Annotated in this window: 15 protein-coding genes and 1 tRNA gene; 11 read left to right on the plus strand and 5 right to left on the minus strand. The window is 39.0% G+C overall.

What is annotated here, in order from left to right:
* The first annotated feature begins 39 nt into the window (after positions 1–39).
* Positions 40–1,179: a glycosyltransferase gene (locus ACNI3T_RS08565; RefSeq protein WP_418227448.1), complete on the plus strand. Its 1,140-nt coding sequence runs from the start codon at positions 40–42 to the stop codon at positions 1,177–1,179.
* 2 nt (positions 1,180–1,181) lie between these two features.
* Here ACNI3T_RS08565 and ACNI3T_RS08570 read toward each other — a convergent pair whose 3' ends face one another.
* From ACNI3T_RS08570 to ACNI3T_RS08590, 5 genes are read right to left on the minus strand one after another with little or no spacing between them, the layout of a single operon-like run.
* Positions 1,182–1,655, minus strand: coding sequence for a hypothetical protein (locus tag ACNI3T_RS08570; RefSeq protein WP_141878919.1), 474 nt, complete (start codon positions 1,653–1,655; stop codon positions 1,182–1,184).
* Between the two features lie 60 nt (positions 1,656–1,715).
* A complete protein-coding gene (locus ACNI3T_RS08575) occupies positions 1,716–2,864 on the minus strand; it encodes a tetratricopeptide repeat protein (protein ID WP_418227449.1) in 1,149 nt (382 codons plus the stop codon).
* An 11-nt stretch (positions 2,865–2,875) separates the two neighbouring features.
* The gene (locus ACNI3T_RS08580) at positions 2,876–3,346 is read right to left on the minus strand and encodes an energy transducer TonB (RefSeq protein ID WP_418227450.1); all 471 of its coding nucleotides are present in this window, start codon (positions 3,344–3,346) and stop codon (positions 2,876–2,878) included.
* 19 nt (positions 3,347–3,365) lie between these two features.
* Complete coding sequence (locus tag ACNI3T_RS08585) at positions 3,366–4,976, minus strand: M56 family metallopeptidase (protein ID WP_418227451.1); 1,611 nt, start codon at positions 4,974–4,976, stop codon at positions 3,366–3,368.
* Positions 4,977–4,978: 2 nt separating this feature from the next.
* Positions 4,979–5,338, minus strand: coding sequence for a BlaI/MecI/CopY family transcriptional regulator (locus tag ACNI3T_RS08590; RefSeq protein ID WP_418227452.1), 360 nt, complete (start codon positions 5,336–5,338; stop codon positions 4,979–4,981).
* 110 nt (positions 5,339–5,448) lie between these two features.
* Here ACNI3T_RS08590 and ACNI3T_RS08595 point away from each other — a divergent pair, with 110 nt between their 5' ends.
* From ACNI3T_RS08595 to ACNI3T_RS08640, 10 genes are all read left to right on the plus strand, one after another.
* Positions 5,449–5,946, plus strand: coding sequence for a DUF456 domain-containing protein (locus tag ACNI3T_RS08595; protein WP_418227453.1), 498 nt, complete (start codon positions 5,449–5,451; stop codon positions 5,944–5,946).
* Positions 5,947–6,002: 56 nt separating this feature from the next.
* Complete coding sequence (locus ACNI3T_RS08600) at positions 6,003–7,055, plus strand: flavin-containing monooxygenase (RefSeq protein ID WP_418227876.1); 1,053 nt, start codon at positions 6,003–6,005, stop codon at positions 7,053–7,055.
* A 70-nt stretch (positions 7,056–7,125) separates the two neighbouring features.
* Complete coding sequence (locus tag ACNI3T_RS08605) at positions 7,126–7,893, plus strand: TatD family hydrolase (protein ID WP_418227454.1); 768 nt, start codon at positions 7,126–7,128, stop codon at positions 7,891–7,893.
* Positions 7,894–7,943: 50 nt separating this feature from the next.
* Positions 7,944–9,077, plus strand: a complete 1,134-nt coding sequence (locus ACNI3T_RS08610; protein WP_418227455.1) for a 1-acyl-sn-glycerol-3-phosphate acyltransferase — start codon at positions 7,944–7,946, stop codon at positions 9,075–9,077.
* The gene (locus ACNI3T_RS08615; protein WP_418227456.1) at positions 9,067–10,095 is read left to right on the plus strand and encodes an asparaginase; all 1,029 of its coding nucleotides are present in this window, start codon (positions 9,067–9,069) and stop codon (positions 10,093–10,095) included. Before ACNI3T_RS08610 ends, ACNI3T_RS08615 begins: the two co-directional genes overlap by 11 nt.
* A 64-nt stretch (positions 10,096–10,159) precedes the next feature.
* A tRNA-Ser gene (locus ACNI3T_RS08620) sits at positions 10,160–10,247 on the plus strand.
* A gap of 65 nt (positions 10,248–10,312) precedes the next feature.
* Complete coding sequence (locus ACNI3T_RS08625; RefSeq protein WP_026914051.1) at positions 10,313–11,116, plus strand: MotA/TolQ/ExbB proton channel family protein; 804 nt, start codon at positions 10,313–10,315, stop codon at positions 11,114–11,116.
* A 13-nt stretch (positions 11,117–11,129) separates the two neighbouring features.
* Positions 11,130–11,567, plus strand: a complete 438-nt coding sequence (locus tag ACNI3T_RS08630) for a hypothetical protein (RefSeq protein WP_418227457.1) — start codon at positions 11,130–11,132, stop codon at positions 11,565–11,567.
* A 1-nt stretch (position 11,568) separates the two neighbouring features.
* The gene (locus tag ACNI3T_RS08635) at positions 11,569–12,183 is read left to right on the plus strand and encodes an ExbD/TolR family protein (RefSeq protein WP_418227458.1); all 615 of its coding nucleotides are present in this window, start codon (positions 11,569–11,571) and stop codon (positions 12,181–12,183) included.
* A gap of 22 nt (positions 12,184–12,205) precedes the next feature.
* The gene (locus tag ACNI3T_RS08640) at positions 12,206–12,688 is read left to right on the plus strand and encodes an ExbD/TolR family protein (RefSeq protein WP_026914054.1); all 483 of its coding nucleotides are present in this window, start codon (positions 12,206–12,208) and stop codon (positions 12,686–12,688) included.
* The last annotated feature ends 17 nt before the right edge of the window (positions 12,689–12,705 follow it).

The following is a 12,705-nucleotide window of genomic DNA, read 5'->3' on the forward strand; positions in this document are numbered from 1 at the left end:
AACTAATCATTTAAAATCTGGCGATCGCAATTTATGGCCATGCTTCCTGTCTACATCCTAGCCGGCATTTGTCTGTGTTATATAATTTTACTCTTATCACTTTTATATGGATGGAGAAATTTAAAATACAATCCTGCTTCTGTCCCTTCTTCTGAAACTGCTTTTTCCATCATCATTCCGTTTAGAAATGAGCAATTGCATTTGCCCGGTTTATTTGACTCTCTGAAGCATTTGAAGTATCCGAAGAATAAATTTGAGATCCTTTTGATCAATGATTCTTCTGAAGATGATTCAGAAAAAATGGTACAGGAATTTCGCAAAATGCATCCTGAACTTTCGATCGAGCTCCTGCAAAACCAGAGAGAATCTATTTCAGCAAAAAAAGATGCTATAAAGGTCGGTATAGAAAAATCCAGATTTGAATATATAGCGACTACAGATGCCGATTGTAAAGTTCCCGAAAACTGGTTACAGGGATTTGATGCTCAGATTGAGTCCGAGGATTCAGATCTTATTGCTGCTCCGGTAATACTGGACCAAGTTCATCCTAAAGATCCACTATTCCGAAAATTTGATCGTATTGACTTTATGAGTTTGCAAGCTACGACTATTGGGGCTTTTGGATTAGGAAGACCGTTTATATGTAATGCGGCTAATCTATGCTTTAAGAAAAAAGCGTTCCAGGAAGTTGGAGGGTATAGGCAGTCCAGCAACTATGCAGGTGGTGATGATGTTTTTTTACTTCAGAAGTTTAAAGAACACGAAAGAAAGATCGATTTTATAAGATGCACTAACATGATCGTAACAACCGCAGCGCAGAAAGATCTTCGTAGCTTTTTACAGCAACGTTTACGCTGGGCAGCAAAATCTGCCGGCTACAAAGATAGTTTTGCCAGGTTTGCTGCTTTGACCGTCTTTCTAATGAATGCTGCAATGATCATAGGATTGGTACTTTGCCTGTTCGACGCCAGCTATCTTCAGTGGCTTATGATTACATTCCTTATAAAATTTAATCTGGATTTTATGTTGATCTATAAAGCTGCGGTTTTCTTTGATAGGAAGGCAAGCATGCGAAGTTACGCCTGGAGTAGTATCGCCTACCCATTGTTTTCTTCAGGAATTGCGCTGACTTCCATATTCGTAGGTTTTAAGTGGAAAGGAAGAGACTACCGAAAATAGATTTATTCGGCTTTTACAACTACTGGCATTTTAAACACAGTAGATACAGGAATTCCTCTTTTACTGGCGGGATAAATTTTAGGTAAAGAATCGATACTTTGCCTGATCCAGTTCTTAATATCTGGTAATTGGTTGGTCACCGTGGTATCAACTTCTATGGATTCAACTTGCGGTTTCCCGTTCTTGTCGATTTCCAGGTATATAAAAAGCGTATCATCAATGCTTTTGGTCACTACAGGTTGCTGACTTGCCAGGTGGCTATAAATTGTCGTGGAGACCTGGCGGGCGAAGCAATCTTTAGCTTCGGCAAGATCGGTGAGATTCTGGCAATCTTCGAAAGCGGGATACTCATCCACTTCTTTCCAGTTTAACGTGCGTGATTCCTGCTCCAGAACCTCTTCAGAAGAAATTTTCCTGGTTTCGAAATTACAGGAGCACAGAACTGAAATTGCAACTGCAAATAATATCTTCTTCATTAAAAGTTAGCTTTCGGATTCCAAAAATAGTGAAATCTAGCAGGTTAGGAAAATTATCTGCTATTCCGAAAAATGCTCCTCTTTTTTAAGCTCACTCAACCTGTATTTTGCAATTTCGATCATATTGGAATTCCCACTACCGGCATACCTGTCCAGGTAACGCTGGTAATGTTCAGCAACAGATTTTTTATCTTCAAAATACCTGTCGGCAGTAAGAGCCAGTTCCAGTAACGCCCTTTCGTTTTCTTTATTTTCTTCGATCGCAAATTTAAAGAACCGGTAGGCCTCTTTGAAATCTTCGAGTTCCTTTGAAGCAAGTCCAAGATTTAGAAATTCTTTGTCAACTCTGGGATTTTTTATAAAAAGTGCATTGTAGAAATGTTCTCTCGCCTCTTTATGACTGTCCATTTCCATCAGGATGACACCTATATTAGAATGCGCAGCGCTATTCATATCATTTATTTCCAGCATTTGCTTATAAGTTTCCAAAGCTTTTGGTAACTGGTTGGTCATACGATAGGCTTTAGCGAGCTTTTCAAGTACAAATTCTGAAGCTTCACCTTTTTCTACTATCGTATTAAACGCCGGGATTGCCTGGTCAAACTGAAAAGTGGACATATAGGCCTGGCCCAAAATGGATAAAAGACTTACATTTTTTGGACGTTTTTTTAAACCAGCCTTTGCAAGCAAAATCGCTTCATGCTTTCTACCGCGGGCCAATTGATATTTACTGGTTTTGTAAAGGGCTCCCTGGTGTGTAGGATCATAACTAATGGTTTCAAAAAATAAACGATTAGCCAGGGTGTCCAGCTTGCGTTTCTCTTTGGTAAGCCCAAGTCTATAGGTGAAGCCAGCATTTTCAGGATACCTTTCTTTTAAATTACCGAAGATACTATCTGCCAGATCTAAATGTCCATTCTCAAGTAAAAGTTCTCCATAGTCCTGCATCGTTAGAACCTTTTCAGGATGATGTTGTGTTACCTGTTTATAATTCTCAAGTGCGGCTTTGATATTACCTTCCGACTGCTGGAATTTCGCCAGTTTCAATAGAACTTTAGCATCTTTATCAGGCAGGTCTGATAGTAATTTAATGGCTTCTTCACGATTACCAACGGCTGCAAGGCTATCAGCATTATTTAAAATATCCTGCTGCGCATAGGCTGGCAGCAGGACAATTACAGAAAGAATTAGGGTTATTAAAAATTTCAAATCATTGAATATTATCCGTTCTTATTTTCTTTTTCAGGAGTAGCGAATTCTATGGGTAAAGCATAGGCGATCGCGACTTTTTCTCCTTCAAATTCACCCGCTTGCATTTTAGGTAATGATTTGATCACGCGAGTAGCTTCAGCCTGCAGGCTGGCTCTTACTTCAGCTTCTTTTGCCAGGGATCTTGATTCCACATCTCTAATTTTACCGTCTTTTCCTATCACAAATTTCACGACAATACGTTGGCGACCGCTAAGATTCAATTCCTTTCCTAAAGCGGTATTGAAATTTTTATTCACATGATTGGTGATTCGCTCCACCGTGCAATCTTTCTGTTCACTGCCTGTTAGCGATTCACATCCAGGATAAACCGGTGTTTTATCTGCCACCGCAAAGGGAGTAGCCATCTCCTGGCTAAATCCTGAAAGAGAAATTAGCAACACAAAAAGGCTTAGCAGATTTTTAAATCTTTTGTTTTTCATAATCTTGTTTTTGAATTTATTATTGGACCTTAAATGCGATTGGTAGACTATACATTACGCTTACAGGTTTTCCATTCTGTTCACCTGGAATAAATGATGGAAGCTCAGAAATTACTCTTTTCGCTTCCTCTTCTAATCTTGGATGCGGAGCTCTCGATTTAATATCCTGAACCTGTCCGTTTTCATCAATTCTGAATTGGACGATAACTCGATTAATACCTTCAAGTCCTAATTCTTTTCCCAGGGAAGTATTGAAATTCTTGTTGACGAATTTTGAAATTTCAGAAGAAGTACAGTTTTTTCTGGCGTCATCCACCCACTGGTCACATTCCTGAAAGGCAGGAACTTTATCGATTAAGGCAAATGGTACTTCGGAAGCATTATCGTATGCACTATTATCTTCTACTACTTCAATTTCTACCGGCTGACTTTTTCTGTAGGCGACATATTCATCATAGGTTTGATTCATTCGATTCTGCCATTCCTTATCTTCTTCTTTATTATATGTGCCATCTCTCATTGATCTTTCCATGGCATTCTGGTGTATTATCTCTAGGTAAACCTGAAATCGATAAAATGCTTCCTTGGACTTAACGTGTTTTTCCTTTTCTATCATAAATGCATCAGCAATTTCGAAAAATTCAACACCTTCTTCCTGCATAATTTTAAGTTCATCCCGTAGAGATTGTTTTAATTCTTCATCAGAAGCGCCCTTTACGTCTGCAGTTGTCAATTGTTCTGGTGAATTATCATCGGAGCATGCTACATAAGTGAGCATAAGCATTAACATGGGAATGATGAGTAAAAACTTGAATTTTGAAATATTCGATGATTGATTTTTCTGTAACATAATGATTCGTTTTTTGATTAATGAATGACTAAAAAATTGATTGGTGAATGAAAAGTTTTCCGTTCCGAAGGCGTTATTGAGCAACTGTTCAAAATATTGCTTTTTTCCCGATTTCTGAACGGTGGTGCTATCAGCAATATACTCATGAAGCGTGGCCAGACGTGACTGGAAAATATAGATAAGCGGATTGAACCAGAACAGGATTTTCAATAACTCGAAAACCATCAAATCAAAACCGTGATGATCGTGCAGGTGCACCAGTTCATGAGTGATGATATGCTGTCGATCTTTTTCTGAAATCTGGTCGCCTATGTATAATTTGTTGAAATAGGTGAAAGCAGTATCAGAATTTGGAACCTCTCTTAGCTCGTAATAGCGAGCATGAAGAATTTTACTTTTTCGAGCGATCTTCTGAAGTTTAATGAGCTTGAAAATAAATATGCTTAAACTAATGACTACCCCTGCAAGATATAACCAGGACAACCAGTTGAACGAAGGATCTGCCTGAACAGGATTCGTATATGCGACGTTCGAGGTTCCACCAATCATAATCTCGGGCATTAAGATCATTGTTTGATCACTGAATTGTTGCATGACGCGTGCTGGTGCACTTTGCTGTAAGCTCCCAATTTTAATAAATGGTATTAGAAACGACAGAATAGGAGTGGCAATTAAGTACGCACGGTTAAGTTTAAAAAAGGTTTCTTTTTCCAGCAATACTTCGTAGATCACGAAAAATGCCAGCTGGAATAAAATTACCTGGATGATATAATGTTCCATCACTAATTATCTTTATTGATTTCTTTTAAAATTGCTTCGAGATCTGTTGATTTCATCTCGTTCTTTTTCATAAAAAAGCTAACCATACTTTGAAATGAACCGTTAAAATAATTGTTCATCAACTGGTTGATGCTCTGGTTGCTATAGGTCTCTTTTTCAACTTTTGGAAAATAGATGTAACCTTTTCCTTTTTTTCTATGATCTACAAATTCCTTATTCTCCAGGATTCTTACGATCGTCGAAACCGTGTTGTAAGCCGGTTTGGGCTCGGGCATTTCATCAATGATTCCGTTTACGTTAGATTCTTTTAAACGCCAGAGAATCTGCATGATCTCTTCCTCTGCTTTGGTCAATTGTTTCATGGTAAATGAATAAGTTAAAGCTAATATAGAACTAATCTTTTAGTTTGAACTAATTATTTAGTTAAAAAATGAAATTAAGTTGATTATCTTCGTTCAGAAAAAGAAATAGTATGGAGATAGTATTGTTAAGTGTGGCAGCGATTTTTATGATCCTGGGAATCCTGGGAAGTTTTCTGCCGGTCTTGCCCGGAGTACCTTTGAGCTGGATTGGGCTGCTTATATTTTTCCTTATTCCAGGAGTAGGAGTGAATTACGTGTTCCTTGGAATAACACTTTTTGTTGCCATCCTTTTTTATATTCTGAACTTTGCCATTCCAGCAATGGGAACCAAGAAATTTGGAGGAAGCCGCAAAGGAATGATCGGTGCAACCATAGGTTTGATCATAGGGATTTTTGCTCCATTTCCATTCGCAATTCTTATTTGTCCGTTCATAGGTGCTTTTGTTGGAGAAATTCTAAATAAATCTGATTCCAGGACCGCTGGAAAGGCTGCTTTCGGTTCTTTTCTTGGTCTGCTGGCTTCAAGCTTTATGGAATTCATCGTCACCTTTGCATTTCTTATCCTGTTCCTTTACCAATTCTGGAGTTATAAGGAGCTTATATTCTGAAAGATCTGATTTTCAGAAACCTTTAAATAAGCGTACTTTTGCAAAAAAGTTAAATGATGTTGGATTTTATCGTGGTAGGAGCGGCACAGGCAGGTTTGGCCATGGCGTATTATCTAAAACAACAGGGTCATAACTTCCAGGTAGTGGATAAAGAAACCGAAATTGGTGCTTCCTGGATGAATCGCTGGGATTCTCTTACTCTTTTTACTCCTTCTGAATTTAATAATATGCCGGGGATGGAATTTCCCGCTGAAAAAGGACATTATCCATCTAAAACTGAAGTAGCTGGGTACTTTAAAGAATACGTGCAGAATTTTGATATTCCGGTTCAGTTAGAAACTTATATCCAAAAGGTCACGCGAGTAAATGATCATTTTCTGCTGAAGTCGCCGCAAGGTGATCTAAAAGCCAGAAATGTAGTGATTGCTACCGGGCCATTTCATATTCCCTATACACCAGCTTTCTCTAAAAAGATATCTTCTGAAGTTTTTCAGATTCATAGCAACTATTATAAGAATCCAGACCAGTTACAGGCAGGTCCTGCGATGGTGGTGGGAGCCGGAGATAGCGGATTTCAGATCCTCGATGAAATCTCTGAAAGTAATCGTAAAACCTATTTTTCAGGAACTACAGATGTAAAAGTACTTCCGCAGGAAATATTGGGTAAAACATTATGGTGGTGGTTTACAAAATCTGGTTTTTTAAGCTTCAGCAGAGATACATGGCTGGGAAAAAAGATCAGTAATTCGCGGCAACCCGTAATTGGAACAGATGTAAAAGGAATCCTGGCCAGGAAAAATGTAACCGCTGTGGGAAAAACAAAAGATGCTGAAAACGAACGTATTCTTACCGAGAAGGAAGAACTTCGGGATATAAAGAATATCGTCTGGGCTACTGGTTACCGACCAAATTTTGAATGGATCGAAGGGCTGGAACTGGCAAAAAACGGCTATCCTGAACATTATCGCGGAGTAAGTAATATGGAAGGTCTTTATTTTATAGGTCTGCCCTGGCTTCATACCAGAGGTTCTGCAACCCTGGGCGGAATCAAGAAAGATGCTGCTTATCTCGCCGGGAAGATCGCTGAAAAGCATTCGGTTTCAGTATAAAAACCTTTCGGTAACAAGAACTTCAGCTAAATTGGTTTTATGATTGTGTTGCATATCTTACTTTTGCGATATGACAGTTACAGATACGCACACTCATTTATATAGTGACTCATTTGATGGCGATCGGCAACAACTTATTCAGGATGCCATCGCTCAGAATGTGACCCGTTTTTTCATTCCGGCGATAGATTCAGAAACAACCCAAAGAATGTATGAGCTGGAAAAAGCATTTCCAGAGAATATTTTTTTGATGATGGGATTACATCCTACTCATGTACAGGAGAATTATGAAGATGAATTAAAGCATGTAGAAGAGGAACTTGCAAAGCGTGAATTTTATGCAGTAGGTGAAATTGGGATCGATCTGTATTGGGATAAATCTACACTGGAAATTCAGCAGGACGCTTTCAGAAGACAGATACAGCTTGCGAAAAAGTATAAACTTCCAATAGTTATTCATTGTCGTAATGCCTTTGATGAGGTATTTTCAGTATTAGAAGAAGAAAAAGATGATGATCTTTTTGGAATCTTTCATTGCTTCACTGGGAATTTTGAGCAGGCGCAACAGGCACTTTCTTATAATATGAAACTCGGCATTGGAGGAGTGGTCACTTTCAAAAACGGTGGAATCGATAAATTCATGGCTCAAATTCCGCTAGAGCAGATCGTTCTTGAGACAGATGCTCCATACCTGGCTCCTAAACCTTTCCGCGGAAAAAGAAATGATCCTGTCTATATAATAAAGGTTGCCGAGAAATTAGCCGAATTATATGAACTCCCAGTGGAGACTATTGCTGAGGTAACTACCAAAAACTCAAAGGAAGTCTTTGGAATCTAAAGCTGTTAAACATAAATTTTGTTCATTTGTTGAACTAATATTAGAGATAGGTGCAAAATTTTGATGATATACGTTTTTACGACGATGAAGAGGTAAATCCTGCTTTGCAGCAGTATGTGAAACACCCTATGGTAAAAGCGCTTCTGCAATTTACCTTTCCCGATCTGGAATATGACGAGATCAGGACCATACTCGCAGATTGTTATTCTATTAGGGATTTTCAAAGCAAGGTGATTTACTATAGTGTAGAGAAAGTTCTGGAGAAAACCAGTGAGGGTCTTAGTGACCGTGGTTTCGACAAACTTGATCAGGATGAATCATACTTCTATATTTCCAATCACAGGGATATTCTTTTAGATACTTCATTACTTAATTATACGCTGTATAATCATGACCTGGTCATGACTGCTTCAGCTATTGGTGATAACCTGGTACAGAAACCTTTCCTGGCTGCCCTGGCAAAGTTGAATCGTAATTTTTTGGTCCTTCGAAATCAGAGTCCGCGTGAGATGCTAAAAAGTTCCATGCGCCTTTCAGAATATACAAGAGGATTACTCGAAGATTCAAGATCGATCTGGATGGCGCAAAGAGAAGGGCGAACCAAAGACGGTAATGATGTAACCCAGCAGGGCGTTCTCAAGATGATCGGGATGGCCAAGGGTGACCTGGACCTTCTCGAATACCTTGCCAAGATCAAAATAGTACCGGTTTCCATTTCTTATGAATTTGATCCTACAGATATGCTTAAAATGCCGGAAGTATTGGCAAAAAGGATGCAGGAAGAATATAAGAAAAGCGCAAATGAAGACTTTAACAGTATCATGCAGGGCGCGATGGGACAGAAAGGTAGAATACGCTTGAATGCGGGCAATGTGATCACTACGGAAGACCTCGATTATATTCGTGAGCAGAATCTTTCAGTCAATGATCAGCTTCAGGCAGTTTCCAAACTCATTGATAAAGCGATCCATAAAAATTATAAGTTATGGCCATCGAACTATATAGCCTGTGATCTGCTAAGAAACGAAGAGCGATTTACAGATAAATACACAGAAAAGGAAAAAAGACAGTTTGATCGCAGAGTGAGCAGGCGGGTGGATATCAAAAATCCGCTGGCTTTGAATAGTTACCTGTTAATGTACGCGAATCCTGTAATCAATAAACTGGGACTTAATGAAGGATAATTCCAAGATACTACTTGTTTATACCGGTGGTACCATTGGGATGATCAAAGATTATGAGACTGGTGCGTTAAAAGCTTTCAATTTTGATGAGCTTTTGCATAATATTCCGGAATTGAAGATCCTTGAGCATGAGATCGAAACCATGACATTTGGTGATCCTATCGACTCTTCTAATATGAATCCCGAATACTGGGTCAAGATCGCGAATGTGATCCATGAACGATTCGATGATTATGATGGATTTGTGGTTCTGCATGGTAGCGATACGATGTCGTATACAGCTTCCGCCCTTAGTTTTATGTTCGAAAATCTAACGAAACCAATCATTTTTACTGGTTCGCAGTTACCTATTGGAGATCTGCGAACAGATGCAAAGGAAAACCTTATTACAAGTATTCAGGTTGCAGGTCTAAGAAAAAATGGAAAACCAGTTATTTCTGAAGTTGGGCTTTATTTTGAGTACAAATTATACCGGGCGAACAGGACTACAAAGATTAATGCCGAGCATTTTCAGGCTTTTTCTTCTATGAATCATCCTGCTCTGGCAGAGTCTGGTGTTTATCTTTCGGTCAATTACAAGGCGCTTTGGGCTCCTAATAGAAAGCAGAAAACAAAATTACATACAGGTTTTGACGATAATATACTCGTATTAAAAATGTTCCCGGGAATAAGCGAGAGTACGGTGGAGCATATTCTGGCTAAACCTGGACTAAAAGGAGTGGTGTTAGAGACTTATGGTAGTGGGAATGCACCAAATACATTCTGGTTTCTCGAACTTCTTCGGAAGAAGATAAAAGAAGGGCTTTTTGTGGTCAATGTAACGCAATGCGTAGCTGGAAGTGTTAACATGGGGCAGTATGAAACCAGTGTAGGTCTTAAGAAAGTAGGGGTAGTTTCCGGAAAGGATATCACTACCGAGGCTGCGGTAAGTAAACTAATGTACCTGATAGGTAAAGACTTATCTCCAAAAGTTTTCAAAACGATCTTCGAAACCTCCCTTCGAGGTGAAATGTCTTAAAATTAATGGCGGGTTTCTTGACGGGTAATTTTTTTTTTCGTTATTTGCCGAGCCTAACAAATACAGAGAGGTGGCCGAGTGGTCGAAGGCGCACGCCTGGAAAGTGTGTATACGTCACAAGCGTATCGAGGGTTCGAATCCCTTCCTCTCTGCTAAGTGTTTATTAAAAATAATTTATATCTTTAACCTTTAACTAATTAAATTAAGACAAACAGTAATGAAAAGATTATTTTCTATTTTGGTAATCGCCGCGATTACGGTTCTTGGAACCTATAATCTACAGGCGGCTAACGGTACGAATAATTTGCCAGGAACGATTGTGAGCTTTGTACAGGATGACGAAGAAGCAATGGCCGGTGATGATCTGGAAGAAGAAGAACTTGGTTTTCACCAGGAGCTTAAGAAACGTTTCATCGAAGGTGGTCCAGGTTTTATGGGAATCGTACTTTTGTGTTTAATTCTTGGTCTGGCAATTGCCATTGAGAGAATTATCTTTTTAAACCTATCTACAACGAATACTAAGAAGTTGGCTCAAAATGTTGAGGATGCACTTCATAGTGGTGGAGTAGAAGCAGCTAAGGAAGTTTGTAGAAATACAAAGGGACCTGTTGCCTCAATTTACTACCAGGGTCTTGATAGAGCAGACGAAAGTATCGAAGCTGCTGAGAAGGCAGTAGTTGCTTACGGTGGTGTTCAAATGGGACAACTTGAGAAGAATGTTTCTTGGGTATCTTTATTTATTGCACTTGCACCAATGCTTGGTTTCATGGGTACTGTAATCGGGATGATTCAGGCGTTTGACCGTATTGAAGCAGCTGGAGATATGCAGCCTTCACTTGTAGCAGGTGGTATTAAAGTAGCACTTCTTACAACTGTATTTGGTTTGATCGTTGCGATTATTCTTCAAATTTTCTACAACTACATCATTGCTAAGATTGATAGCATTGTAAACGATATGGAAGATGCATCTATTCTTCTTATCGATATGTTGGTAGCTTACAAGAATAAAAAACGAATCTAAGACAACGTAAATTATGACCTTACATAAAGTATTAAAATATCTGGCACTCGTGATCGGTGTGGTTGGGTTAATTCTTCTGGGAAGAATTATCGCGACCGGTGACGATGCTATAAAAGCCTCGGCAGACCTACAGGGAAGTCATTTAGACCCTTTCATGTGGATTGCATACATTGTTCTTGCAGCAGTTGTAGTATTGGTTGCTATCTTTGTGATCGTAGGTTTATTCAGAGGAAATATCAAGAACACCATTATTGCCGTAGGATCCTTTGCAGTGATCATTATTGTCGCTTATGTACTAAGCGACGGTGAGGCAACTCAATTGAAGGATGGTACTATGCTGTCTGCATCTGCAGATCATTGGGTAGGCGCAGGATTAATTACCTTCTATATACTTGCAGCAGTTGCGATTGCAGCAATGGTATTCTCTGGAATAAAAAAATTAGCTAAATAATATGGCAAAGAGATCAGCACCGGAAGTGAATGCCGGGTCTATGGCAGATATCGCCTTCTTACTTCTAATCTTCTTTCTGGTAACTACTACCATTGAGACAGATAGTGGGATAAGCAGGAAATTACCGCCATGGCAACCTGAAGAGCAGGATCCTCCAAATATAAAACAACGAAACATCTTTATGGTGCTTGTGAACAGTAATAACGAGCTGCTGGTTGAAGATGAAAGCATGGAAATTGGAGAACTGCGTGAAGCAGCTGTCGAGTTTCTTGACAATGGCGCGGGAACGGGCGATGAAGCTTGTAGTTTCTGCCAGGGAGCTAAAGATCCTGCATCTTCAGTAAATCCACAGAAAGCTATTATTTCACTGGTAAATAACCGTGGAACGGAATATGGAACTTATATCGCTGTACAGAACGAACTTGTTGCTGCATATAATCAGTTAAGAGATCGTGAAGCAGAGAGAATGTATGGTACCACTTTCACTAAAATGGAAAGTAACTATAATGATCCAAGGTATACCGGTGATAAAGATGCTTTAAAGGAGAAGATCGATATAATTTCAGATATGATTCCTCAGAAATTATCTGAAGCGGAACCAACGACTTCGAACTAGAAACGAAAAAACGACTTAAATTATGTCAAAATTTAAAAAGAAAAAATCTGGAGATTTGCCTGCAATTAGTACGGCATCTTTACCTGATATCGTTTTTATGCTATTGTTCTTCTTTATGGTGGCAACGGTAATGCGTGATAATACATTAATGATTCAGAACAATTTGCCATTTGCAGACCAGGTGGAGAAATTAGACAAGAAGGATTTGATCATGTATATTTATGCTGGTAAACCAAGCCAGAGATACCAGGCAAAATATGGAACTGAAGCCAGAATTCAGTTAAATGATAAATTTGCAAGTGTTGAAGAAGTGCAGCAGTTTATCTACGCCGAAAGAGAATCCAAGCGAGAAGAACTTGTTCCATATCTTACAACTGCTTTGAAAGTGGATGAAGAAACCAATATGGGACTAGTATCTGATATCAAACAGGAACTTCGAAAAGCTGAAGCGTTAAAAATCAACTATACTACCAAAAAGGGAGAAGCTGGTAATAATATCGACTAAAATCTTTTCAATTTAAT

This window comes from Christiangramia qingdaonensis, from assembly GCF_048381525.1.
Taxonomy (GTDB): domain Bacteria; phylum Bacteroidota; class Bacteroidia; order Flavobacteriales; family Flavobacteriaceae; genus Christiangramia.